Consider the following 25,454-nt stretch of genomic DNA (forward strand, 5'->3'; position numbering starts at 1 on the left):
TATAGCAAGCGGATGGTTCCTAACCGGTTCCGACCGTTAACGCTTTGCAAAGGGGGACGCCACTTGGTCCGTATTAAATTGAACGATGAGTCGGAAAATGAAAATAAGAAACCAGACGATGAAGAAACACTAGAAAGTAAATTAAGCAAATTAGATATGCGTCTGAGCAAAATCGCTACGAATATGGAGCGGACTCAAATTGCAGAATATGTAGATTTGCTGAATCATCCCATTCGGCTTTTGTGGCGTAATTTGCTGGCAGGTCTCGCGAAAGGTGTAGGCCTCGCGATTGGCTTTACTTTCTTTGCGGCGACAATCTTGTATGTGCTGCGAATTTTAGGTGCACTGAACTTGCCTATCATTGGCGATTACATTGCGGATATTGTTAGGATTGTACAAAGCCAGCTGGAAGGCAAGATGTATTAAAATAGCAGCAAAAAGGCGGCGGTGCCAAGCACCGCCGCCTTTTTATTATTGCTCCTCGAGCTCATGATCGCCTTCATTATGGTCCATATACTGTTTGTAGTGGCGATTGCGAATAACGGAGACATGATTACCGGTTATATCGGTTGCCACGAAGCTTTCGAATGATTCCACAAAGCCGTCGTTCTCATCTGCTTCGATACCGATATGGTCATAATCACCAACATTGGCGTTCTCAGACGTAGCCGGCGATTCTGCAGTACCCCATTGCTCAACAATTTGCCAGGCGTCTTCACCGTCAAAGCCGTTATAATCATCGTCATCCCGGCTTGATCGGCCAAATGGATGAGCTAGAAATTCTTCTTCTACCGGCGTGTGATGGGAAAGTTCTTGGCGTGGTGCGTGCTCGACGCAATACAGCGAATCAGGCAGGGCTTCAAGTCGTTCATAAGGAATTGGCTGGCCGCATGCACGGCATTGGCCGTAGCTTCCATTATCCAATGCCTCCAAGGCATCGGCAATACGGGCTAAATGAAGATCTTCTTGCTCAAGTAAAGCCAGATCCTTCGAGCGTTCAAACATTTCAGTCCCCAGATCGGCGGGATGGTTATCTATTGGCGATAGCTCACCTGTATTATCACGCAGGGAAGAAGCGAGACCATTATGCTCGTTTTGGGATAATCGTTCCTCGAGCTCCCTTTTCTCAGCTTCAAGACGGCTGCGGAGATGTGCAAGCTGGGCAGCTGTTGCATTCGGCATCGATTGCACCTTCCTTAAATGGATTAGGTATGTCGTTCAACATCTACGCTATAGTGTTCACAAACCGTCTTTTTTTATAAAGGACTTCGTTGGAAACAGTACTACTGGCTCAATAGACGAACGTTATGCTACAATACAATAGTTTGGTACAAACTAGGAGGGATACGATGCGTTTTTATTATTACTGGATCGCGATAGTGGCATTTGTGCTGGACCTTATCACGAAAAAAATGATTGCTGCTCAACTTGAAATCGGCGAGCAGATTAGCGTGATCGGCAATTTCTTTATAATTACCTCGTATCGGAACCGCGGCGCAGCATTTAGCATTTTGCAGGAACAGAGAGCATTTTTCATCATTATTACCATCATCATTGTCAGTGCTATCGGCTGGTATATTCACATTTCCAGAAATTCCGGTAAAGCTTGGCTTCTGACCGGTCTGGGATTAGTGCTTGGCGGAGCATTCGGCAATTTTCTTGATCGTGCCGTTTATGGTGAAGTCGTTGATTTCCTTATGTTTAATTTCGGCAGCTATACGTTCCCGATTTTTAACATAGCAGATTCCGCTATTTGTGTAGGCGTGGCTTGTATTATAATTGACACCTTGCTGAATTCGAAGGAAGATTCTAAACGAATTGGCAACAGAGAGGATAAGGACCAAAACGAGCATGAACAGCAACCAATTTAATGAAACTGAAGAACTGTTGGAATATGAGGCGACGCCTGAACAGGCTGGGGAACGTATCGATAAATTTATAACAGACAGTATGAATGATGATGCGATATCCCGTACACAGGTGCAGGAATGGATTAAGGCTGGAGCTGTACGGGTTAATGGAAATATAGTTAAGTCCAACTATAAATTGTCATCCGGCGATCAAGCAGTCGTTCGTATTCCTGAGCCGGAAGATGCGGCAATTGCAGCGGAGAATATTCCGCTTGATATTGTGTACGAAGACTCGGATGTCATCGTAATTAACAAACCAAGAGGAATGGTTGTTCATCCCGCACCTGGGCATTCATCTGGTACTGTCGTTAATGCGTTGATGTATCATTGCAAGGATTTGTCTGGCATCAATGGTGTTCTTCGTCCAGGTATCGTTCACCGAATTGATAAAGATACGTCCGGATTATTGATGGCTGCGAAAAATGACCTTGCTCACGTATCACTTGCTGAGCAATTGAAAGAGCATACGGTATCACGCAAATATATTGCACTTGTTCATGGCAATCTGCCTCATGATCAGGGGACAATAGATGCACCTATCGGACGTGATCAGAATGACCGGAAGCTGTTCACTGTAACGGAAAAGAACAGTAAGCATTCCGTTACTCATTTTGTTGTGCTGGAGCGTCTGGTGGATTATACAATTGTAGAGCTGCAGCTAGAAACAGGACGTACTCATCAAATTCGTGTTCATCTGAAATATATCGGTTATCCGCTCGCTGGTGATCCGGTTTATGGACGCAATAAGACAGTGGCCCTTAAAGGTCAAGCGTTGCATGCTGCATTATTAGGGTTTAAGCATCCCCGGACAGGGGAGTTTCTGGAATTCGAGGTACCTATTCCTGGTGATATGGAGCATGTCATTAATTCGCTGCGTTTGCGCTAATAAGTGGGGAACTCTATTTAGAGGCATGTGCGGAAAAGTACAAACATTTCAGCAAATTCTTCATTATTTCGACGTGAAAAGTAAGCTATCCTTAGCTTACTATCATATCGCAAAAGGAACGGTGACCATTCATGACAGCAATTAATCACAATTATACAGAGCTGCAAGGCAGCTACTTGTTCTCCGAAATCGCTAAACGCCGCACGAAATTTGTGCAAGAAAATCCAAATGCTGAAATTATCAGCCTTGGTATTGGCGACGTAACTCGCGGTCTGCCTGAAGCTGTAACAAAAGCGATGCATGCGGCAGTTGACGAACTGGCTGTGCCAGGTTCTTTCCGCGGCTATGGCCCTGAGCAAGGTTATGACTTCCTGATCAACGCGATCATCGAGAATGACTATAAAGCTCGCGGCATCAACATTCAAACGAATGAAGTATTCGTCAGCGATGGCTCGAAATGTGACGTTGGTAACATTCAAGAAATCTTCAGCACGAACAGCATCGTGGCGGTACAAGATCCTGTTTATCCGGTATATGTGGACACTAACGTTATGGCTGGCCGTTCCGGTAAATTCAACAAAGAGACTAACCGTTACGAGAACATCGTATATCTGGATTGCAATGCGGAGAACAACTTCACGCCTAGCCTTCCTGACCGCAAAGTAGATATCATCTACCTTTGCTACCCGAACAACCCAACAGGTATGACTCTTTCCAAAGAAGAGCTGAAAAAATGGGTTGATTACGCAAAAGAAAATAACTGCATTATTTTGTATGATTCGGCTTATGAAGCGTTCATCCAAGAAGATGACGTACCACACAGCATCTACGAAATCGAAGGCGCTGACGAAGTGGCTATCGAATTCCGCAGCTTCTCGAAGACTGCAGGCTTCACTGGCGTACGGTGTGCTTACACAGTTGTTCCTCGCAAGCTGAAAGGCCTTGATGCGAACGGCAATGAAGTGCTGATCAACGATCTGTGGAATCGCCGTCATACAACTAAATTCAACGGTGTATCTTATGTAACGCAACGTGGTGCAGCAGCGATCTACTCGCCGGAAGGCAAAGAGCAAATCGCAGCACTTGTTGACTACTACATGACAAACGCAGGCATTATCCGTGACGGACTTGCTTCGATCGGTCTTGAAGTATTCGGCGGCGTTAATGCTCCATACATCTGGCTCAAAACACCAAACGGCATGGACAGCTGGGCATTCTTCGATAAGCTTCTGTCAGAAGCAAACATCGTAGGTACACCAGGCGTTGGTTTCGGTCAAAGCGGTCAAGGTTACTTCCGCCTTACAGCCTTCGGTTCCCGTGAGAACACGGAAAAAGCCGTAGAACGTATCCGTAACCTGTCCCTCTAATATCTATTAATGAACGGCCGTGCAGAATTCAAATCTGTACGGCCTTTCTTTTTCTTTCCCCATCAGTTAAATAACAAACGGAGCATTTCGAATGATTCTTGAGGAGCGGAGCGACCGCCTTTGCTCGGGTATTTCCACCTGATACAACTAATTCAAGGAAATCCCCGAGCAACAGCGGCCAAAAGAACATTCGAATGCGCAGTTTGCTATTTAACTAACTCCCTCTTGACATCTTTTGTCGAACACGGTACAATTCTTTTGATATATGGCAGTACCTTTAAATCAGCCCAGAGAGGCTGGCAAGGTAGCGTGAATAACAGATCTGCCATACATAGAACAGGGGCCTTAGCCTGAACCGTATCCTGCTGGGATAGCGGCGGCTGAGCTGACCCTCTATGTATGGCTGGTCTCAGGCTCCTTGCGTTGTTAGCGAGGAGCCTTTTTTTGTCTCCTTGCTGATGTGCGCGATTGATTATCCATAACGAGGGAGGCGGCAAACGGTGGAGGAAGAGCATCTGGTCATTATGGACGAGACAGCGATCCGAAGAGCACTCACAAGAATCGCTCACGAGATCGTGGAGAAGAACAAAGGCATTGATGACTGCGTTCTGATCGGCATTCTTACTAGAGGGATTTACCTGGCAAGACGAATTGCGGAACGTATCCAAGATATCGAAGGCAAGCCGGTTGAAGTCCGTGAGCTCGACATTACATCTTACCGCGACGACCGAAAAGCTTCTGTGGATGCAAGTGTCGAAATGGCTGCTGTTATCGGTGATCTGAATGGGGAACTATTCTCCGCGCATGATAAGAAAGTTATCTTGTGTGATGATGTGCTGTTCACCGGCCGCACGATCCGGGCAGCGATGGATGCACTTATGGACCGCGGAAGACCGCAAAGCATCCAACTGGCTGTACTGGTAGACAGAGGCCATCGAGAGCTTCCGATTCGGCCCGATTATGTTGGTAAGAATGTACCGACCTCCAAGCAAGAGCAAATTGACGTCTCGTTAACGGAAATCGATCTGAAGGACCAAGTCATGATCATACACCAGAGGGGGCAGGCCTGATGACGACGATGACACAACTTAAACAACGTAGTTTGCTCGGATTAAAAGATCTTAGCAAAGAGGAAATTGAAGCAATTCTGGATCGCGCAGCTTACTGGGAGCAGCATCCAAGCAAAGTGCATACAACTATGCAAGGCAAATTCGCAGCGAACATGTTCTTCGAGAACAGCACAAGAACAAGATTCTCGTTCGAAGTAGCAGAGAAACGACTTGGAGCGGAAGTGCTGAACTTCTCGGCAGCTGTATCAAGTGTACAGAAGGGCGAATCGATCTATGATACGGTCCGCACACTTGAATCGATGGGAATCGATGTGGGAATCATCCGGTTGAAACCAATTGGTGTACTGGCTGAGCTCGCAACGAAAATTCAAGTACCGCTGATTAACGCTGGTGACGGTAATAACGAGCATCCTACACAGGCACTGCTTGATTTATATACAATGCGCAAACAATTCGGCAATCTGAACGGTCTGACGGTATCCATTATCGGAGACGTTCTGCACAGCCGTGTCGCACGCTCGAACCTGTGGGCGCTTCGCAAGTTTGGTGCGAAAGTTCAGTTCTGCTCGCCAGGCAACATGAAGGCTCCTGAGCTTGACGTTCCGTATGTAACGATGGAAGAGGCACTGAAAGCTGATGTGGTCATGATGCTCCGCGTACAGCTGGAGCGCCATGAGAGCGGCATGCTGAACTCGGCAGAAGCTTACCGCGAGCAGTTTGGCCTGACGGTCGAGCGCGCAAGCAAGCTCGCTGAACACGCGATTATCATGCACCCGGCTCCAATTAACCGCGGCGTTGAGATCGACGATGAACTTGTAGAGCATTCGCAATCACGCATTTTCCCGCAAATGGCAAATGGCGTACCGATTCGGATGGCAGTTGTAGAACGGGCACTGAGCTAACACGAATAAAATCCGGAAGGTGAACAAAACAATGTCAGTATGGATTATTAACGGTAACGTATGGGATAACGCTTCTGGAAGCTTGCAAAAGAAACATATCCGCCTTGAAGGCGAACAAATTGCAGAGATCGTAGACGGCTCTGTAACACCTGATACAGGATCTGCTGAAGTGATTGATGCGGCTGGGAAGCTGGTGTCGGCGGGCTTCATCGATATGCACGTCCATCTGCGTGACCCGGGCTTTGAATATAAAGAAGATATCGCGACAGGTACTAGATCGGCTGCTAAAGGCGGATTTACAACAATCGCTTGTATGCCGAACACCCGTCCTTCAGTAGATACGCCTGAAACGGTGAAATACATTTTGGATAAGAACGCTACGGAAGGTGTAGTAAAAGTTCTTCCTTACGCGGCGATTACAAAGAACCAGCTCGGCCGCGAATTGACAGACTTTGCTGCCTTGAAAGAAGCGGGAGCAATTGGCTTCACGGATGACGGTGTTGGTGTTCAAAGTGCGCAAATGATGAAGGACGCTATGGCACTGGCACAATCGATGAATATGCCAATTATTGCACACTGCGAAGACAACACACTGGTTGAAGGCTTGTATGTAAGCGAAGGCGCCTTCGCCCGTAAGCATGGGCTGAAAGGCATTCCGAACGAATCGGAAGCGATTCATGTCGGCCGCGATGTTCTGTTGTCTGAAGCAACAGGCGTTCACTACCATGTATGCCATGTCAGCACGGAGCAATCGGTTCGCTTGATCCGTCTTGCGAAGCAAATCGGTGTACGTGTAACAGCTGAGGTTTGTCCGCATCATCTGGTGCTGTCGGATGAAGATATTCCAGGCATGGACTCGAATTGGAAAATGAACCCCCCGCTTCGTACTCCACGTGATGTAGAAGCAGTTATCGAGGCTCTTGAAGACGGCACGATCGATATGATCGTAACGGACCATGCACCACACAGCGCGGAAGAGAAAGCTCGCGGCATGCAGCTCGCACCTTTTGGTATCGTAGGCTTCGAAACAGCTTTCCCGCTGCTCTACACGAAGTTCGTGCTGACAGGCAAATGGACGCTGGGCTTCCTGCTTGACCGCATGACAGGTGACCCTGCTCGCGTGTTTGGCCTTCCAACTGGTCGTCTGGAACAAGGGGCACCAGCTGATATAACAATCGTCGATTTGGATAACGAGCGTGCGGTAGATCCTTCTACCTTCGCATCTAAGAGCAACAATACCCCGTTTGGCGGGTGGAAGCTGCAAGGCTGGACGGTAGCAACGATCGTTGACGGCAAAGTCGTATATAACGAATCCGCTAACTAATAGACAAACGAAGACCTGAGGAGTGATACGGATGCAAGCAAGATTATTGTTGGAAGACGGAACATTGTTTACAGGACAATCTTTCGGCGCGGATACGCAAACGTTGGGAGAAGTTGTTTTTAATACAGGTATTACTGGTTACCAAGAAGTATTGTCCGATCCATCCTACTGTGGACAAATTGTAACAATGACTTACCCACTAATCGGCAACTACGGGATTTCCCGCGATGACTTCGAATCGATCAGCCCAAGCATTCACGGTTTTGTAGTACGCCGTTATGAGCCGGTACCAAGCAACTGGCGTGCACAATATTCCCTTGGTGATCTGCTGAAGGAATACAACATTCCAGGTATTACTGGCATCGATACTCGTATGCTGACTCGTATTCTTCGTCAGCATGGTACGATGAAAGGCCTTCTGACTACAGGTAACGAGCGCATTGAAGAGCTTCAAGAGCGCATTGGTGCTTCTAGCCTGATGATCGATCAAGTAGCACGCACATCTACAAAATCCGTATTCTCAAGCCCAGGCTTTGGCGAGCGTATCGTACTCGTTGACTTCGGAGCGAAGAGCGGCATTTTGCGCGAGCTGACGAAACGTGGCTGCGACGTAGTAGTTGTTCCACATAACACAACGGCTGAAGAGATCCGCCGATTGGCACCAGACGGCATTCAGCTGTCCAATGGCCCTGGGGATCCGAAAGATGTTCCTTACGCGGTAAAAATGATCTCTGAGCTTCTCGGCGAGTTCCCGATCTTCGGCATCTGCCTTGGTCACCAACTGTTCGCACTGGCTTGCGGCGCAGATACAACAAAACTGAAATTCGGTCACCGTGGCGGCAACCATCCAGTTAAGGAGCTCGCTACAAACCGCTGCTACATCACTTCGCAGAACCATGGTTACACCGTTCTTGAAGATTCGATCAACAGCACAGAGCTGTCGGTTACACATATCAACAACAATGATAAGACGATCGAAGGTCTGAAACATAACAAATACCCTGCATTCTCGGTACAATACCATCCGGAAGCAGCACCAGGTCCATTTGATTCCAGCTATCTGTTCGATGAATTCCTGGATATGATCCGCGAACACAAACAGAACAACCCGCAAAAACCACGTCAAGCTGTGCTGGCGGCAACATTGAAAGGAGAACTTCAATATGCCCAAAAATAATGAACTCAAAAAAATTCTCGTTATCGGCTCCGGCCCGATTGTCATCGGACAAGCGGCAGAGTTCGACTATGCTGGTACGCAAGCTTGCCAAGCGTTGAAAGAAGAAGGCTATGAAGTCGTTCTGATCAACAGCAACCCTGCAACAATCATGACGGATACAAACATGGCTGATAAAGTATACATCGAGCCAATTACACTTGATTTCGTATCGCAAATCATTCGCCAAGAGCGTCCAGATGGCCTCTTGCCAACACTTGGCGGCCAGACTGGTCTGAACATGGCCGTTGAACTGGCACGTGCAGGCGTTCTGGAAGCAGAGAACGTTAAGCTTCTTGGTACGCAGCTGACTGCTATCGAGAAAGCTGAAGACCGCGACTTGTTCCGCGACCTGATGCGTGAGCTGGAGCAGCCTGTACCAGAGAGCGTAATCGTAACAACGGTAGAAGAAGCAGTAACTTTTGCTAATGAAATCGGCTATCCAATTATCGTTCGTCCTGCCTATACACTTGGTGGTACTGGCGGCGGTATCTGTGGGAATGAAGAAGAGCTTCGTGAGACAGTTGCTTCAGGTATTCGTTACAGCCCGATCAGCCAATGCTTGATCGAGAAATCGATCGCAGGTTTGAAGGAAGTCGAATATGAAGTTATGCGTGATGCGAATGATAACTGTATCGTTGTCTGCAACATGGAAAACTTTGACCCGGTAGGCGTTCATACTGGCGACAGTATCGTAGTGGCTCCTTCTCAAACGTTGTCCGACCGCGAGTATCAAATGCTTCGCTCGGCATCGCTGAAGATCATTCGCGCCCTGAACATCGAAGGCGGATGTAACGTTCAGTTCGCACTTGATCCGTTTAGCTTCCAATACTATGTAATCGAAGTTAACCCACGTGTAAGCCGCTCGTCGGCGCTGGCATCGAAAGCGACTGGTTATCCAATCGCGAAGATGGCTGCGAAGATCGCAATCGGCTATACACTGGACGAACTTGTTAACCCGGTAACAGGTCAAACATACGCTATGTTTGAACCTACTCTTGACTATATCGTATCGAAAATCCCGCGCTGGCCGTTCGACAAGTTCGTTAACGCGAACCGTAAGCTCGGCACGCAAATGAAAGCTACAGGCGAAGTTATGGCTATCGGCCGTACTTTTGAAGAATCGATGCACAAAGCTGTTCGTTCGCTTGAGATCGGCGCACATCGTATTCACCTGAAGGAAGCTGTACTACTAGATGACGCTGTTCTGCAAACACGTCTGGCTAAGCCGGATGACGAGCGTATGTTCCTTGTAGCGGAAGCATTCCGCCGTGGTTACAAGCTGCAAGATATTCAAGATTTGACGAAGATCGACTGGTGGTTCCTGGACAAAATCCAAGGTATCGTTGAATTCGAAGATCAAATCCGCAGAGAAGTTGCCCTGTCACGTGAGACGCTATATGAAGCGAAGCGCAAAGGCTTCTCCGACCGTTCGATCGCTGAGATCCGTAAGGAAGGCTTCCCGAACGGCAGCCACACGAACGAGCATGACATTCGCGCGTTCCGTAAAGAGCTGGGCTTCAATCCGGTATACAAAATGGTAGATACTTGCGCCGCTGAGTTTGAAGCAACGACGCCTTACTACTACTCGACATATGAGACAGAGAATGAAGTAACTGAATCGAGCAAAGAGAAAGTACTCGTACTTGGTTCTGGTCCAATCCGTATCGGTCAAGGTATCGAGTTCGACTACTCGACTGTACATGCTGTATGGGCGATTCAAAACGCTGGTTACGAAGCGGTTATTATCAACAATAACCCTGAGACTGTATCGACGGACTTCAGCACATCTGATCGTCTGTACTTCGAGCCATTGTTCTTCGAAGATGTAATGAACGTTATTGAGCAAGAGAAACCAATTGGTGTAATCGTTCAGTTCGGCGGCCAAACAGCAATCAATCTTGCTGCGCCACTTACAAAAGCTGGCGTACGCATTCTGGGCTCAAGCCTTGAGAGCATCGATGCAGCGGAAGACCGTAAGAAATTCGAAGCTTTGCTTCGCAGCTTAGATATTGCTCAGCCAGATGGCAGCACGGTTACTTCGGTTGACCAAGCGGTAGAAACAGCACAAAAACTTGGCTATCCTGTACTTGTTCGTCCTTCCTACGTCCTTGGCGGCCGTGCGATGGAGATCGTATACTCGGATGAAGAGCTTCTGAGCTACATGGAAGTAGCTGTGAAAATCAACCCAGAGCATCCGGTTCTGATTGACCGTTACATGCTGGGTAAAGAAGCGGAAGTTGACGCGATCTGCGACGGCGAGACAGTTCTGATCCCTGGTATTATGGAACATATCGAGCGCGCAGGCGTTCACTCCGGTGACTCGATCGCGGTATATCCTCCGCAATCACTGTCCGACGATATCAAGAACCAGATCGTCGACATTACAATTAAAATCGCAAAAGCACTGAATGTTGTTGGTCTTGTAAATATCCAATTCGTTATCTTCAATGAAAAAGTATATGTAATCGAAGTTAACCCACGTTCGTCCCGTACGGTACCGTTCCTTAGCAAAGTAACGGATCTGCCGATGGCGAACCTCGCAACAAAAGCGATCCTTGGAACAAAGCTGGCTGACCTTGGTTATGTAGATGGCCTGTGGCGTGAAGACAGCTATGTATCGGTTAAAGTACCGGTATTCTCCTTCGCGAAGCTGCGCCGCGTTGACCCTACGCTGACTCCAGAGATGAAATCGACGGGTGAGGTTATGGGCCGCGACGAGAATTATGCGAAAGCTTTGTACAAAGGCTTGATCGGCGCAGGAATGAAAATTCCAATGTCCGGTGCCATCGTTGCAACAGTGGCTGACAAAGATAAAGAAGAAGCGACTGAACTGCTTCGCGGCTTCTACGATCTGGGCTACAAAATTATTGCAACAGGCGGAACGGCTGATACGCTTGAAGCTACAGGCATGCGTGTAAGACGTGTGAACAAGCTGAGCGAAGGCGCTCCAAACATTCTTGACTTGATCCGTGAAGGTGAAGCACAATTCGTTGTGAATACCTTGACGAAGGGTAAAACACCTGAGCGTGACGGATTCCGTATCCGCCGTGAAGCAGTAGAGAACGGTGTTGTATGTATGACATCGCTTGATACGGTTCGCGCTTTGCTGAAGATGCTCGAGTCGATCAACTTCTCTTCGCGCCCTATGCCGGTGCTTCAGAAGTAATTGAATAGATGAAAGTACGGCCAGCGCCGGTTACTTTCGGAGGATGAAGCTTTGCTGCTTCAGTCTCCGAAGCCGGCGGATGGCCGTTTATTTCGACCTTAGAAGAGAAAGGGGACTTGGAGCGATGAGTCTGACAAGAGAACAAGCGGCAGGAAAAGTAATGGTTGCTCTTGATTATGCGGATGCAGCTTCGGCTGAGCGGCTGCTGAGTGAACTAGAAGGCATTCCATGCTATATGAAGGTTGGCATGCAGCTCTTTTATGCAGCAGGACCTTCCTTCGTAGAAGGCTTGAAGAAACGTGGCTACCGTGTCTTCCTGGATGTGAAGATGCATGATATTCCGAACACCGTCAAAGGCGGCTCAAATAGTGTAACGAAGCTGGGTGTCGATATGTTCAACGTCCACGCAGCTGGTGGAGCAGCGATGATGGAAGCAGCGGTAGAAGGCGCTGAAGCAGCTCTAACGAATGGTCAAGTTAGACCAACCATTATTGCCGTAACGCAGCTGACAAGTACAAGCGTACAGGTTCTAAATGATGAGATTGGTATTTCAGGCACAGTTGAGGAAGCCGTTGTCCGTTATGCGAAGCTGGCAAAGCAAGCAGGTCTTAATGGTGTTGTTGCTTCACCGCTTGAAGTAGAAATCATTAAAGCTGCATGCGGCAAAGAATTCCAAACAGTAACACCGGGCATTCGTCCGACATGGGCGGCTGCGAATGATCAATCCCGCATTATGACTCCTCGTGAAGCCTTGCAGCAAGGCACCGACTATATGGTAATCGGCCGTCCGATTACAGCTGCGGCAAGCCCGCGTGAAGCATTGGAATCTATTATTGAGGAGCTGATTTAGCTATGAGTAAAGTAACATTAACTGATTTGCCTCGCGCAATCGCAACAAAATTGCTGGAGATCGAAGCGGTAGCGCTTCGTCCAAACGATCCGTTCACATGGACATCCGGTATGAAATCACCGATTTATTGCGATAACCGTTTGACTATGACCTATCCAGAGATCCGCGATATGATCGCAGAAGGGTTCGCAACGGTTATCCGAGAGAACTATCCGGATGCAGAAGTAATCGCGGGCACTTCAACTGCCGGTATCCCGCATGCAGCTTGGGTAGCGCAAAAGCTTAATCTGCCAATGGCTTACATTCGCGATAAAGCAAAAGGCCATGGCAAGCAAAACCAAATTGAAGGCCGCATTAACCCAGGACAAAAAGTTGTTGTTATCGAGGACTTGATCTCGACTGGCGGCAGCTCGCTGAAAGCTGGCCTTGCAGTACGTGAAGCAGGCGCGGAAGTATTGTCCGTTCTGGCGATCTTCACGTATCAATTCGAGAAAGCCTCTAACGCTTTCGCAGCGGAGAACATGCCGCTTGAAACGTTGTCGAACTATAGCGCGCTGATTGAAGCAGCTGTAGAGATTGGTAAAGTACAAAGCGATGATATCGCGACGCTGCAAGCTTGGCGTGCCAATCCGGAAGAGTTCGGCAAATAGAAATAATGCTATAGAAAGAGCAAGTCCCTTGTGGACTTGCTCTTTTTTAATTAAATTCGACACAGTTTTTAAAAAAATTGGTTATTCATTCTAATCGAATACCCCCTTTTTAACCGATATCATAATAGAGATGATGTTAAGGGGCGATTGGCAGATGAGATTCAACTTAAAATGGAAACTGGCGTTAATTGGGGTGTTACCTCTCTTTTTCTATGTGTTTACCAGTACCTATTTATTGACCGAACTTAAAAAAACGAATGAGACGATGTCACATGATGTATACGGTGTGTCTGCTCGCTCTGCTTCGCTTATTCTCAATGCGGATCGTGATTTGTATCAAGCCTTCTCGGCTTATCAATATTTGGCCTTAGGTAATTTAAATGAGGGCGGTAAGACGGAATGGAATAAAGTGCTTAATGAAAATTTGAAGGATGCAGCAGGCCGAGTGAATGAGGCTAAATCCATATTTGAAGCTAATAAACTGCTTGAGATCAAGGGAGAGGACGGCAGAACGATCGGGCAGCTTATCGAAGAGTTCAATACCGAATATGGTACATGGGCGGAAGTGGTAATCGGATCCATTCAGACAGGTAATGCCGTGGACAAAGATGCAGAGGTACGTGAGCAATTCGAGAAAGCTCGAGGTGGTTTGGACGATCTGAACAGCTTCCTCGAAAGCTCTGCTGATCAGCAAATAGCTGAAAGCAAGGAGCAGCTGAACTCAACGAAAAATAGCATTTACATTGGCATGAGTGTGGCTACTATTCTGCTGTCCTTACTTATCTATTTCTCGATTCGCAGCGTCATGCGGACAGTAAGAGCGGTCATGGTGAAAATGAAAATGGTAGCGGATGGTGATTTGACAGCTGAACGCAGCCTCAAACGCAGTAAGGACGAGCTAGGTGATATTTTACGCTCGGTTGATGATATGATCGACGTCTTGAAACGACTCATTACCTCTATCGTATCAAGCGCAAAGGACGTTGGGAGCTCCACGACACAGTTAAACATTGTGTCTCAAGAATCGGCTTCCGCCTCGCAGCATGTGGCGGCAAACATTCAAGAGGTGACGAGTGGTACCGAAGTTCAAGCACGCAGCGCAGAAGAAACAGCGAAGGCGATTGAAGAGATGGCCATCGGTATTCATCGACTCGCTGAGAATACATCTGCTTCGGCTGAGCAGTCAGTCTCAACGGCAGCTGAAGCTGGTCAAGGGCAAGAATCACTTGAACGGCTGATTGAACAAATGGGAGAGGTTAAGGATGTCATTGCTCAGCTCTCGGACACTATTGAGACATTGGAAACCCGCTCACAGCAAATTGGCGCAATAGCCGAGAATATTACTGCATTCGCTAATCAGACGAATATTCTATCTCTTAATGCTTCTATTGAAGCGGCAAGAGCTGGTGAGCATGGACGTGGATTTGCCGTCGTTGCTGGTGAGATCCGTAAGCTTGCTGCTAGTTCCCTGGAATCGGCGGATGGCATTCATCAGCTGGTGGCTGAGACTAGAGGAGAAATAACCGGTGCTTCAAGCTACATGGTGCGGACGCTGGAAGAAGTGCATCGCAGCAATAACCGGATAGAAGAGCTTCAGCAGAGCTTAGCAGTTATTGTGGCAGCAATTGATAATATGACTGAACAGCTGCAGGAAAATTCGGCCATTACGGAGCAAATGTCGGCCAGCTCCGAGCAGGTTAACGCCTCTATGGAGCAGTCGGCTTCTTCAGCCGCCGCTAACTTGGAGCGTACCGAGAGTGTTGCTGCGGCAACGGAAGAGCAGCTCGCGCTTATGGAGAGCATCGCTTCTGCTGCAAGCCAGTTGGATGGAGTCGCCCGTGAGCTAAATCAAGCTGTAAACACATTTAAAGTTAATTAAAAAGTATAAAATGCAAGAGGCTTAGTTCTATTTCCGGAATTGATTAATGGGAAAAGAGCTAAGCTTTATTTATTTTAGAATAAATTACAAATGTATTGGAACTTTTTATGATCGTGCTGCGTCTATCCTGTTAGATGAGAATTATGAAAGAGAGATAGGGGAGGTATCACATCCGTACATGGCGGCAACAGACAAGGAAGAACGAGTAGATGGAGGGCAGCAAGACGCACAATTACATAACACCAAGTTGCTGTCGGTAATTGACGTAGAGAGGACTTTCCAAGCCGGAGGAGCACCGCTGCGTGTTCTGAAGGGACTTCATATGGAGCTTAAGCATAACCAGCTTGTTATGCTTCGGGGCAGGTCGGGATCAGGGAAAACAACTCTACTTAACTGCCTAGGTGGCCTTGATACACCAAGCAAAGGTGAGATCTGGTTTAATGGAAGGGCCTTTCATAAGATGAGCGATAGCGAGCGTACGCTTATTCGACGTAAGGAAATGGGATTTATCTTCCAAGCGTTTGCATTAATGCCGCTTCTATCAGCTTGGGAGAACGTGGAGCTGTCTCTTCGGATGGCAGGAACGCCACGCTCCGAATGGAAGGAACGAGTTGCGTACTGCTTGGAATTAGTAGGCCTCGAGAAGCGGATGCATCACCGGCCATTTGAGTTGTCCGGCGGTGAGCAGCAGCGCGTTGCGATCGCGAAGGCGATTGCCCATAAACCAATTCTGCTTCTGGCGGATGAACCAACAGCCGAGCTGGATACGAACATGTCCGCTCAAATCATGGCGGTCTTTCAAAATATTATTCGCACCGAACAAGTGACTATCTGTATGACTACACACGATCCTACAATTTTGGAGGTTGCCGATCATGTCTATGAAATGGTGGACGGGAAATTTGTATAAGCGTTCTGCAATTGTAATGATTGCAGCATCGGTACTGCTTACAAGCGGGTGCTCGCTGCTGCCGGCAGAACCGGAAGAGGAGGTGCTGCCGTCTATTGCACCACCGCAAATTTCGAAGAAACCGGAATATGAGGTGACGACGGCAACGCTTGAGACAAAGGTGCAGGTTATCGGTAAGATGATCTCGCAGCAGGAAGAAACCTTGTATTTTACTCTCGACGGCATGCGTCTGAAGGAGCTTAATATTAAGGCTGGTGATCAAGTAGAAGCTGGTCAAACAATTGGTGTTCTTGATGTTGAACTGATGCAGAAAGATCTGCGTAATCAAAAGCTTGCTTTCCGCAGGGAAGAGACGGCTATGAAGGAAGCGCTCCAGATGAAGGATGAGATGGATCCTATTGAATTCGAGGAGAAATCGATCGCCTTCGAGGAGAAAAAACAGGCCCTCAGCGACTTGGAGGAGCAGATCAGCCGATCCGTCTTAACCTCTCCATTCAGCGGTACGGTTGTAACCCTGAATGTTCAGAAGGGGGATCTGATCAAGGCTTATGATCCGATTGCTGTTATTGCGGATACTAGTGCGCTTGTTCCTGCAGCAAAGCTGACAAAGGACGAACAAGCGAAGATAGCCGTTGGTATGCCGGTGGTCGTCGATATTAACAATGCAGGGCAGTTCAAGGGTACCGTGAAGGCGCTGCCGATCACCAATGCTGATCCAAATGGCGGCGGTGGCGGTGGAGGCGAGCAGCCTGCTAAAGAACGTCCGGAAGATTTTATGATTATTGACTTGAAGGAACTATCTAAAAAGATTAGCCGTGGAACGCCATTATCCATAAATATCATTACGAAAAGGAAGGAAAACGTCGTCGTTATTCCGCCATCCACGCTTCGTACGATCGGCTCAAGAACATATGTGCAGGTCGTTGACGCAGACGGGAAGCGGGAGGTGGACGTCGAAGTTGGCCAGCAAACCGCAACACAGGTGGAAATTATAAGCGGGCTGACGCCGGGCCAGAAAGTTGTAGGTAGATAACGTATGGGGATTCCGTTATTCCGATTTCTGTTCCGTAAAATGTGGAATACCCGCTGGCTTACTTTAAGCACACTTGCTGGACTTATTCTTGCAGTCGCATTTGCTACAAGTATCCCGATGTACGCCGACGGTGCCTTAAAGCGTGTTGTGGCACAATCACTGCAGGAGAAAAGTGATGGACTTCCAGCCGGATCCTTGCTGATGCGTTATCAGGCGCCTGGCGGCGAGAAGACCGATCCAACTGCACTGAAAGAGCTGGAGCGATTCATTAAAGAAGATGTTCCAGGCAAGATTGGCTTCCCATACCAGACGAATATTACAAGCTATTCGATCCGGGGAGCTGAAGTAGTTCCGGAAGATACGAGCAAGGTGGATGCCAGCCGTATTCGTCAAATGACGATTATGACGATGGCAGATCTGGAAGGGAAAACCGAGCTCACGCAAGGCCGTTGGTTCAAAAACACAGAAGGTGTCGATGACGTTCTGGAGGCGGTGATGCTTGAGGAAGGGATGTACCGCAATGATCTCCATGTTGGTGATGTGCTGGAATATCCGATCTACGGCGGACTTGATCTCACTCTACGCGTCAAGATTGTGGGTGTTGTAAAACCGATTAATCAAACGGATCCTTACTGGTACCAAGGTCTAGAAGGCCTAATGAATACCTTCCAGATCAGCGAAACGGAGTTTATGGGCTCACTGATTCAAAAAGCAGGTGTCCCAGTCAACAATGCAAGCTGGTATTATGCGTTTGATTTGTCGCAGGTGAAGACCAGTCAGCTTTCTCCGCTTAGCCGGACATTAGAGCGGCTCAATATCGATTTGTATCAGAGACTTAAAGGTGCAAAAGTTGAGATTTCCTTCGCGTCTACCTTAACGGAATTCAAGAAGCAAAGCTTACAGCTGCAAACCTTGCTCTTTACGCTGGCGGCTCCAATGATCGCCATGGTGTTCTACTTTATAGCCATGAATGCGAGACAGTCTCTGGATAAGCAGCGCAGCGATATTGCTGTTCTGCGAAGCAGAGGGGCGGGAACAAGGCAGATCATATGGATCTACCTGCTCGAGGGCTTACTGCTTGGAAGTGTGGCGATTGTGGCAGGGCCATTAATCGGTTGGTTTATGGCCAAGAGTATAGGCTCAGCGGATGGTTTCCTATCCTTCGTAAACCGAAAGTCAATTCCGGTCGGTTTCTCAACAGAAGCTATTATTGCTGGTGCGGCTGCTGTATTGCTTGCCGTGCTCTCGACAGTTATTCCAGCTGTTATATATGCACGTTCATCCATCGTCAGCTACAAGCGAGACCTTGCACGTTCTGACCGCGGTCCAATCTGGCAGCGCTGGTTCCTCGACATCGTCTTGCTCGCGATTGCCGGTTACGGCTGGTACATGTTTAACGAGCGGCAGATGCTTAGCTTCCAGACAGGGATGACGACAGATCAATTAAATGTACAGCCGTTTCTGTTCTTCGTACCAGCGCTGTCCATATTCGCTCTTGGTCTCTTCTGCCTGCGCTTGTTCCCATGGCTGTTGAAGCTGTTTAACTGGCTTGGACGCAAGTTTTTGCCGGTACCTTTATATTTGACGCTGACTCAGTTATCACGTTCATCCAAAGGCTATTATCCGCTTATGATTCTGCTTATTCTAACGCTTGGCCTAGGCGTATATAATGCATCAGCTGCACGGACGATTGACCTTAACTCAACAGAACGGACGTTATACAAATACGGTTCGGATGTGACTGTTCAGACGGTATGGGAAGGCACCGTTGAGGTCTCTCAGCCAAGTGGCGGAGGTAGTGGCAATGGCGGCGGAAATGGTGGAGGAAGCGGCGGTGGTGGCACTGGCGGTGGATCTGGTGGAGGAGGAGGTGCTGGCGGCGGAGGCGGCCAGCAGCCCGTCCCAACCAAGATTTTATATAATGAACCACCGTTTGAAGTTTTCCGTAAGCTGGAGGGCGTAGAAGCTGCGGCACGTGTCCTGCAGACGAAAGGCAATGTTGTTGTATCAGGGAAATCAATCGGCCAAGGCACCGTAATGGGGATCGACAATGTTGATTTTGCTAAGGTTGGATGGTTCCGAAGTGATTTGTTCCCGATTCATCCATACAATTATTTGAATTATTTAGGCATGTATGAGCAAGCAGCACTTATCCCATCAAATGTGGCAGCAAAATACCAGCTTAAGACTGGTGATCTGATCTCTGTTGGCTTCTCGGAAGGTATGCTGGATTTTGTCGTGGTAGGCATCCTGCCTTATTGGCCGACCCAATACCCGGATCAGTCGCCGTTTGTTATCACGAATCTTGATTACCTGTATGACCAGCTTCCAATCATGCCTTACGAAGTATGGCTGAAGATGAAGCCGGATGCAAAAGTCGCTCCGATTGTTGAAGAGCTGCAGAAGGCAGGGATCGAGATTGCTAACGTGAAAGACGTTCGATCGGAGCTTATTACCCAATCGAAGCTTCCAACAAGAGGCGGCGTATTCGGAATTCTAAGTCTTGGCTTCCTAGTCTCGGTCATCGTTACTTTAACCGGTTATGTCTTGTATTGGTTCTTTAACCTATCGGGACGTGTCGTACAATTTGGTGTACTGCGGGCGATGGGACTGTCCCGAAGGCAGTTGACCGGCATGTTATTGCTGGAGCAGCTGTTTACGGCGGGGCTGTCAATTGGTCTAGGTATTCTGATAGGCAAAATTACGAGCCTTATCTTCCTGCCATTCCTGCAAACTGCGGAAAATGTAGCAGATACCGTACCGCCATTCCGGGTTGTCTTCGACTCGAAAGATACGAATCAGTTATATGCAGTAGTTGGATTTATGATGGTCACAGGAGCAGTGCTGCTCTTCCTACATATCCGCAGGCTGCGTGTGCATCAAGCGGTCAAAATGGGAGAGGAGCGGTAACAACATATGATCACATGCGAAGGACTCGTTAAAATTTACAAGAGTGATGACTTGGAAGTTGTCGCTTTGCAAGGGCTTAACTTGAAGGTGGAAGACGGCGAGCTGATGGCCATTATCGGCAACAGTGGCAGCGGGAAATCAACCTTACTGAATATATTGGGCGGACTTGACCGCCCTTCTGCAGGCTCCGTTCAGGTCGGACCGTGGGATTTGCTTAAAATCTCAGAGGATGATCTGGTTAAATACAAGCGTGAGACGGTAGGCTTCATCTGGCAAAACAACGCACGTAACTTGCTGCCTTATTTATCAGCATTAGAGAACGTTGAAATGCCAATGATGCTCTCTGGTAAAGTAGACCGCACTTATGCGAAACAACTTCTCGAATGGGTTGGTCTCAAGGAGCGGATGTATAACAAGCTGCATCAGCTCTCAGGCGGCGAGCAGCAGCGTGTTGCTATTGCTATCTCGCTATGTAATCGCCCGAAGCTTCTGCTCGCCGATGAGCCTACGGGGTCTGTAGACACCGCAACCTCCGATCTTATCATGGGCATATTCCGTAAGCTTAATAAGGAGCTGGGAGTTACGATCGTTATCGTTACTCATGATCTTACCCTTGCAGGCAAGGTAGACCGTGTTGTTGCTATACGTGATGGTCTAACAAGTACGGAATTTCTGAAAAGAAATCCGAATATGATTCCCGGTGGAGGTGAGGAGCCAGAAGAGAAAGGACTTCAAGCTGTTCATGAGGCATATGTCGTTGTTGATCGTGTAGGTCGATTACAGGTGCCCAAGGAGTACTTGAATGCATTAAACATTAAAGACAAGGCATCGATGGAATTTGACGGTGAGCGGATTATCATTTCGCCGCCGAAATCACTGGGGGGTTAGAAACGAATGAACAGAAAATGGGCGTCTAAAACAACATTTTTATCATTGGCACTAATTATGATTATTTCGCTTCTTGCGGCATGCAGCAAAGGTTCAGAGAGCACGGCAGAGAAACATGTGCTTCGTCTTGGGGTCCTGTACGGAGGAGCTGATAACGAATCTTATGTCCGCCAGCAGTATACTGATACGTACGAAATGATGCATAAAAATATTGATTTCGAAATCGTAAGTGCGATTGACTATAATGAGCAGCGCTACGATACACCGGGACCGGATGGCGTAACTCCACAGCCGGATCCTTTTGTAAAAATGAAGGAAATGCTTACCGGTGATAATCCAGTTGACGTTGTTATTCTGGATTACAGCATGCTGCGCCGTCTGATTCAAGATAATCTGCTGCAGCAGCTTGATCCGCTCATCCAGAAGAGCAAATTCGATCTGACTGATTATGTGCCAACTGTGCTGGATGGCATCAAGTCAGCTGACGACAGCAATAACATTTACGCATTGACGCCTACTTTCAGTTCTTCGGCTCTCTACTATAACAAAAAATTATTCGCAGATGCAGGTGTCGAACTGCCTGTGGATGGCATGACTTGGGAAGATGTTATTAACAAAGCGAAGCTAGTATCCTCTGGTGAAGGTACAGACCGCAAATTTGGTTTGTCCATTAACCGCTGGGCTGGCGATGGCTTCAGCGATATCCAAACGTACAGCGCTCCATTGCAGCTGAAAATGTGGGATGACAAAGGCGAGAAAATGCTTGTGAATAACGAGCAGTGGGAATCGGTATGGAACACGGTAGCGGATCTGTATAAACAAAAGATCTCTCCAAGCCAGGAAGATATGAGCGCTTGGCAGCAAAAGGTTACAACCGATAATCCAGGCTCCTACAATCCAATTGGCGGCGATATGTTCATGAATGGCAAAGTAGCTATGACCATCGGGGAATATGGCTATGTGAATGAACTGAGCAACACGATGAACAATGCTTCCAAAATTAAAAACTTCAACCCATTTGAATGGGATGTTGTAACGATGCCTACACAAACATCTAAACCGGGCATTGGCGGAAATATTTACTTCAGCCAGCTGATGGGGATTAATGCAAAAGCTCAAAATGCTGATGATGCATGGGATTTCATTCAATTCACGAACAGTGCAGAATGGGCGGAAATGAAATCGCGCAGCACGTATGAGCTGGTTGCACGCAAAGAGTATTTGAAACCGAAAAACGGCATGAGCTACAATATCGATGCTTTCACAACATTGAAGCCGATTCCTCCACAATCGACGGATACAGAAAAGCTGATGCGTGAGAAGCCAGGTATCTGGGAAGCGCAATCCCCTGGTTATGAACTGTTCCAGAAGGTGGCCAAAGGGGAAATGTCAGCGAAGGAAGCGCTCCAGGAATGGGAAACGAAGGGTAACGCTGTTCTGGAGAAAATCAAGAACAACCCGACTGGCAATATAGACGGTGGCGGCAAACCAATGCCATTGGATGATGTAGCGGTAGACGTTAAACCGGTCGGTTAATTCTAAATTACAGTTGATAAAATAAGAAAAGAAGCCCAGCAGAAATCCTGCAGGGCTTCTTGCTTGTTAAGGTGCTTATCTATCCTTTCAGTGCGAACGTCTTATCTACATGCCACACACCACTTGCCGTCTTGCGAAGCAGATGCAGCGAATCAATCGTTGAGGTCAGATTAACCTCTGACATCCTCAGATTGCCATAGAGGTCATGGAGCTCGTCTGGCGGCATATTTTGCCCGATCGTCACATGTGGGGTGTAGACGAAGTTTGGCGCCGGTACGTCGAGCGGACCTTGGCATACAGCTTGATGGAGCTTAATCATCGGCGCGGGATCCTCAAGTGCCAGATACAGCACATGGCTGGCTGGATAAAAGGAAGAGACGCGGTTATATCGAATTTGAAACGGCTTCGTCTGGGATGCGACAGCTTCCAGATGCTCTGTTATCGCCGGCAGCTGAGACTCAGAAAGTTCTTCTTTGTCCCGGATAGTCATATGCGGCGGTATGATCGAATAATGGGGATCATGTCGAATACGCCAGCTGTTGGCGAAATCCTGCACGGCTTGTGATGGAAATACAGCAATACCATAAAGCATACTCATCAACTCCTTCATTTTTTCGATAATCTGATTATACCCAATTTGGCTGATTTCTCCGAATTTGGGCAATAAAATTGGGCAATATAAGTGTCGAGGAGGGATTCGTTATGAAATGGATATATTGGGTACGGTTATACGAAACCAAATTTCAAGCAGGATGTCTTGTAAGACGGATGGAGAATGACTGGTGGGTATACGGCTATGAATGCCCTCAGGAAATCGAAGTATTCAAGTCTAAAAAAGGCCGTTTTGGTGTACGTTTTCTTGTATAAGGATATGTTGGAGAGGGAACAACAATAAGCCTAAAAATGAATCGTACATATTTTTTCCTCGAAAGAGAAATAAATGCTTGACGTAGTATATAGGTGTATAGTATATTAATTGATGTCGCCATTTCAATTTGATGACTTAAACAAATGGATATCGCGGGGTGGAGCAGCTCGGTAGCTCGTCGGGCTCATAACCCGAAGGCCGCAGGTTCAAATCCTGCCCCCGCAACCAACCACTCGTCTGAAACGTGATCGTGGCGTTTTACGAGGGCCCTTAGCTCAGTTGGTTAGAGCGGTCGGCTCATAACCGATTGGTCGTGGGTTCGAGTCCCTCAGGGCCCACCATTTGAAGCATCAAAACAAAATGCCGGGGTGGCGGAACTGGCAGACGCACAGGACTTAAAATCCTGCGGTGGGTGACCACCGTACGGGTTCGATTCCCGTCCTCGGCACCATTTTATTGAACTACATAGCTTTATAAGATAAACCCCTTTTGCTTGGTCTTGTGCCAGGTGGAAGGGGTTTTTACATTGCGCATTCCGCTTATAAAGTAGGAGTGGATGCTTGTCCTCGTATCCTTTACAATAGGAAGACAATGTTGATGAAAAGGTGGTTCCTAGATGGCGGGTAGTAAACATTATGTCGTATGGGTAGGCAAGCAGCCAGGCGTTTACAAGAGCTGGCCGGAGTGTCAGTCGCAGGTGAACGGTTATCCAGAGGCGAAATATAAATCTTTCGAATCCAAGGAAAGGGCTGAAGCGGCTTATAAAGAGGGCTGGAAAAGTCACTGGGGGCAAGGCAAAGGTGCGTCTACGTCGTCTGCTGCAGCTGTTAAAAGCAAGGGAGCATCATTTGCCACTAAGTCGGCATCCGCTTCAGCAGAAGAGCAGGAGATCGATTACAACAGTATCTCGGTTGATGTGGGAACTAGAGGGAATCCTGGTCCGGTGGAATACAAAGGTGTAGATACACAAACCGGCGATATCCTGTTCTATGTAGGACCAATTCCGAACGGAACGAACAATCTTGGTGAATTTATCGCAGTAGTTCATGCGTTGGATTATTTGAAGAAACAAGGCAGCAGCCAGACGATTTACAGTGACTCGAGAACGGCGCTTAGCTGGCTGCGCAATAAAAAGATCGCATCAACACTAGTTAGAGATGCTTCTACGAAGCAGATCTGGGATCTTGCGGACTGGGCGATTGATTGGCTGCGCAATAATACGTACTCCAATAAAGTTGTGAAATGGAATACGGAAGAATGGGGAGAAATTCGCGCAGACTTCGGGAGAAAGTAAAGGGAGAAGACAGATGGAATTTCAACTGAACAATGATTGGGCAGAGCTTCTTCAGCCTGAGATGGATGAGCCGTATTTTAAACAAATGGCGGAGCAGCTTGATGGGCTGTATCAAACGAAGACGGTATATCCGAAATTCGAACATATATTTAATGCCTTGCAGTATACGCCGTATGAACAAACACGTGTCGTTCTGATTGGACAGGATCCTTATCATGGACCAGGGCAAGCTCATGGGCTTAGCTTCTCGGTACAGAAGGGAATCGCCATTCCGCCTTCGCTGCGAAATATTTATAAAGAGCTGAAAGAAGATATTGGCTGTCCGATCCCGCAGCATGGCTCTCTGCAGACTTGGGCAAGGCAAGGTGTGCTGCTGCTGAATACTGTATTAACGGTCGAAGAGGGGCAGCCAAACTCTCATCAGAAGATCGGCTGGGAAAGGTTCACGAACCGGGTTATTCAGTTGTTGAATGAACGGGACAAGCCAGTAGTGTTCCTCCTATGGGGCAAGCATGCCCAAGATAAAGCAGCATTTATTGATGCAGATAAGCATCCGATTATCGCTTCTGCACATCCTAGTCCACTTGCGGCACGGAGAGGTTTTTTTGGCAGCCGTCCATTCTCGAGGGTCAATGAGCAGCTTCGTCTAATAGGCAGCAAGGAGATTGACTGGGCTTTGCCTGAACAGGCTGAGGAAGAATGATTAAAAACGAGGGAATATGTAAATAGCGGTGCAGGGTTTATTCCCTGCACCGCTATTTCGTGCGGACCAATCTTAAGGTAGTGGTTATTAAT

Annotated in this window: 22 protein-coding genes and 3 tRNA genes; 23 read left to right on the forward strand and 2 right to left on the reverse strand. The window is 47.8% G+C overall.

The features are described 5' to 3' along the window. Nucleotides 1–156 precede the first annotated feature (156 nt). A complete protein-coding gene (locus FHS17_RS08245) occupies nucleotides 157–426 on the forward strand; it encodes a DUF5665 domain-containing protein (RefSeq protein ID WP_415639924.1) in 270 nt (89 codons plus the stop codon). 45 nt (nucleotides 427–471) lie between these two features. Here the strand turns inward: FHS17_RS08245 and FHS17_RS08250 are convergent, their stop codons facing one another. Next, nucleotides 472–1,182 carry a TraR/DksA C4-type zinc finger protein gene (locus FHS17_RS08250; RefSeq protein WP_167277770.1) on the reverse strand — a complete coding sequence of 237 codons (711 nt, stop codon included), beginning with the start codon at nucleotides 1,180–1,182 and terminating at the stop codon, nucleotides 472–474. 167 nt (nucleotides 1,183–1,349) lie between these two features. Here FHS17_RS08250 and lspA point away from each other — a divergent pair, with 167 nt between their 5' ends. The 16 genes from lspA (at nucleotide 1,350) to FHS17_RS08330 (ending at nucleotide 22,497) form a co-directional block, all read left to right on the forward strand. Next, a complete protein-coding gene (gene lspA / locus FHS17_RS08255) occupies nucleotides 1,350–1,871 on the forward strand; it encodes a signal peptidase II (RefSeq protein WP_167277772.1) in 522 nt (173 codons plus the stop codon). Further along, on the forward strand, nucleotides 1,852–2,796 hold the full coding sequence (locus tag FHS17_RS08260; protein ID WP_167277775.1) for an RluA family pseudouridine synthase: 945 nt from the start codon (nucleotides 1,852–1,854) through the stop codon (nucleotides 2,794–2,796). Before lspA ends, FHS17_RS08260 begins: the two co-directional genes overlap by 20 nt. A 131-nt stretch (nucleotides 2,797–2,927) precedes the next feature. Beyond that, nucleotides 2,928–4,163 carry an LL-diaminopimelate aminotransferase gene (locus FHS17_RS08265; protein WP_167277778.1) on the forward strand — a complete coding sequence of 412 codons (1,236 nt, stop codon included), beginning with the start codon at nucleotides 2,928–2,930 and terminating at the stop codon, nucleotides 4,161–4,163. Nucleotides 4,164–4,663: 500 nt separating this feature from the next. Further along, entirely contained in the window at nucleotides 4,664–5,233 is a 570-nt protein-coding gene (gene pyrR / locus FHS17_RS08270; protein WP_167277780.1) for a bifunctional pyr operon transcriptional regulator/uracil phosphoribosyltransferase PyrR, read from the forward strand. Continuing rightward, nucleotides 5,230–6,135 (forward strand): aspartate carbamoyltransferase catalytic subunit, encoded by a 906-nt coding sequence (locus tag FHS17_RS08275; RefSeq protein WP_167278195.1) that lies wholly within the window; start codon nucleotides 5,230–5,232, stop codon nucleotides 6,133–6,135. Before pyrR ends, FHS17_RS08275 begins: the two co-directional genes overlap by 4 nt. A 31-nt stretch (nucleotides 6,136–6,166) precedes the next feature. Next, nucleotides 6,167–7,459 (forward strand): dihydroorotase, encoded by a 1,293-nt coding sequence (locus tag FHS17_RS08280; RefSeq protein WP_167277782.1) that lies wholly within the window; start codon nucleotides 6,167–6,169, stop codon nucleotides 7,457–7,459. Nucleotides 7,460–7,490: 31 nt separating this feature from the next. Further along, nucleotides 7,491–8,636: a carbamoyl phosphate synthase small subunit gene (locus tag FHS17_RS08285; protein ID WP_167277785.1), complete on the forward strand. Its 1,146-nt coding sequence runs from the start codon at nucleotides 7,491–7,493 to the stop codon at nucleotides 8,634–8,636. Then, a complete protein-coding gene (gene carB, locus FHS17_RS08290; protein WP_167277788.1) occupies nucleotides 8,623–11,841 on the forward strand; it encodes a carbamoyl-phosphate synthase large subunit in 3,219 nt (1,072 codons plus the stop codon). Before FHS17_RS08285 ends, carB begins: the two co-directional genes overlap by 14 nt. 124 nt (nucleotides 11,842–11,965) lie before the next feature. Next, nucleotides 11,966–12,691, forward strand: coding sequence for an orotidine-5'-phosphate decarboxylase (gene pyrF / locus FHS17_RS08295; protein ID WP_167277791.1), 726 nt, complete (start codon nucleotides 11,966–11,968; stop codon nucleotides 12,689–12,691). 2 nt (nucleotides 12,692–12,693) lie between these two features. Next, nucleotides 12,694–13,341 (forward strand): orotate phosphoribosyltransferase, encoded by a 648-nt coding sequence (gene pyrE / locus FHS17_RS08300; RefSeq protein WP_167277794.1) that lies wholly within the window; start codon nucleotides 12,694–12,696, stop codon nucleotides 13,339–13,341. A gap of 154 nt (nucleotides 13,342–13,495) precedes the next feature. Next, nucleotides 13,496–15,220: a methyl-accepting chemotaxis protein gene (locus tag FHS17_RS08305; RefSeq protein ID WP_167277796.1), complete on the forward strand. Its 1,725-nt coding sequence runs from the start codon at nucleotides 13,496–13,498 to the stop codon at nucleotides 15,218–15,220. Between the two features lie 178 nt (nucleotides 15,221–15,398). Then, the gene (locus tag FHS17_RS08310) at nucleotides 15,399–16,130 is read left to right on the forward strand and encodes an ABC transporter ATP-binding protein (RefSeq protein WP_167277799.1); all 732 of its coding nucleotides are present in this window, start codon (nucleotides 15,399–15,401) and stop codon (nucleotides 16,128–16,130) included. Further along, nucleotides 16,096–17,163 (forward strand): efflux RND transporter periplasmic adaptor subunit, encoded by a 1,068-nt coding sequence (locus tag FHS17_RS08315; protein WP_167277801.1) that lies wholly within the window; start codon nucleotides 16,096–16,098, stop codon nucleotides 17,161–17,163. The genes FHS17_RS08310 and FHS17_RS08315 overlap by 35 nt, the downstream gene beginning before the upstream one ends. Before the next feature lie 3 nt (nucleotides 17,164–17,166). Further along, complete coding sequence (locus FHS17_RS08320) at nucleotides 17,167–20,073, forward strand: ABC transporter permease (RefSeq protein WP_167277804.1); 2,907 nt, start codon at nucleotides 17,167–17,169, stop codon at nucleotides 20,071–20,073. 6 nt (nucleotides 20,074–20,079) lie between these two features. Then, nucleotides 20,080–20,961: an ABC transporter ATP-binding protein gene (locus FHS17_RS08325; RefSeq protein ID WP_167277807.1), complete on the forward strand. Its 882-nt coding sequence runs from the start codon at nucleotides 20,080–20,082 to the stop codon at nucleotides 20,959–20,961. 6 nt (nucleotides 20,962–20,967) lie between these two features. Further along, nucleotides 20,968–22,497, forward strand: a complete 1,530-nt coding sequence (locus tag FHS17_RS08330; protein WP_167277809.1) for an ABC transporter substrate-binding protein — start codon at nucleotides 20,968–20,970, stop codon at nucleotides 22,495–22,497. 79 nt (nucleotides 22,498–22,576) lie between these two features. On the opposite strand, the gene FHS17_RS08335 is transcribed toward FHS17_RS08330, so the two are convergent. Continuing rightward, nucleotides 22,577–23,095 (reverse strand): 2'-5' RNA ligase family protein, encoded by a 519-nt coding sequence (locus FHS17_RS08335; RefSeq protein ID WP_243865244.1) that lies wholly within the window; start codon nucleotides 23,093–23,095, stop codon nucleotides 22,577–22,579. Between the two features lie 104 nt (nucleotides 23,096–23,199). Between FHS17_RS08335 and FHS17_RS08340 the strand changes: the two genes are divergently transcribed. The 6 genes from FHS17_RS08340 to FHS17_RS08365 all read left to right on the forward strand — a co-directional run bounded on the left by FHS17_RS08340 (nucleotide 23,200) and on the right by FHS17_RS08365 (nucleotide 25,362). Further along, complete coding sequence (locus FHS17_RS08340; RefSeq protein WP_167277812.1) at nucleotides 23,200–23,364, forward strand: hypothetical protein; 165 nt, start codon at nucleotides 23,200–23,202, stop codon at nucleotides 23,362–23,364. Nucleotides 23,365–23,516: 152 nt separating this feature from the next. Beyond that, a tRNA-Met gene (locus FHS17_RS08345) sits at nucleotides 23,517–23,593 on the forward strand. Nucleotides 23,594–23,629: 36 nt separating this feature from the next. Continuing rightward, a tRNA-Ile gene (locus tag FHS17_RS08350) sits at nucleotides 23,630–23,706 on the forward strand. Between the two features lie 21 nt (nucleotides 23,707–23,727). Continuing rightward, nucleotides 23,728–23,816: transfer RNA gene (locus FHS17_RS08355), tRNA-Leu, on the forward strand. 165 nt (nucleotides 23,817–23,981) lie between these two features. Beyond that, complete coding sequence (gene rnhA, locus FHS17_RS08360; protein ID WP_167277815.1) at nucleotides 23,982–24,659, forward strand: ribonuclease H; 678 nt, start codon at nucleotides 23,982–23,984, stop codon at nucleotides 24,657–24,659. Between the two features lie 13 nt (nucleotides 24,660–24,672). Continuing rightward, nucleotides 24,673–25,362 carry a uracil-DNA glycosylase gene (locus FHS17_RS08365; RefSeq protein WP_167277818.1) on the forward strand — a complete coding sequence of 230 codons (690 nt, stop codon included), beginning with the start codon at nucleotides 24,673–24,675 and terminating at the stop codon, nucleotides 25,360–25,362. Nucleotides 25,363–25,454: the final 92 nt, after the last annotated feature.

Origin of the sequence: Paenibacillus lupini, assembly GCF_011761355.1 — a bacterium.
Lineage (GTDB): Bacteria > Bacillota > Bacilli > Paenibacillales > Paenibacillaceae > Pristimantibacillus > Pristimantibacillus lupini.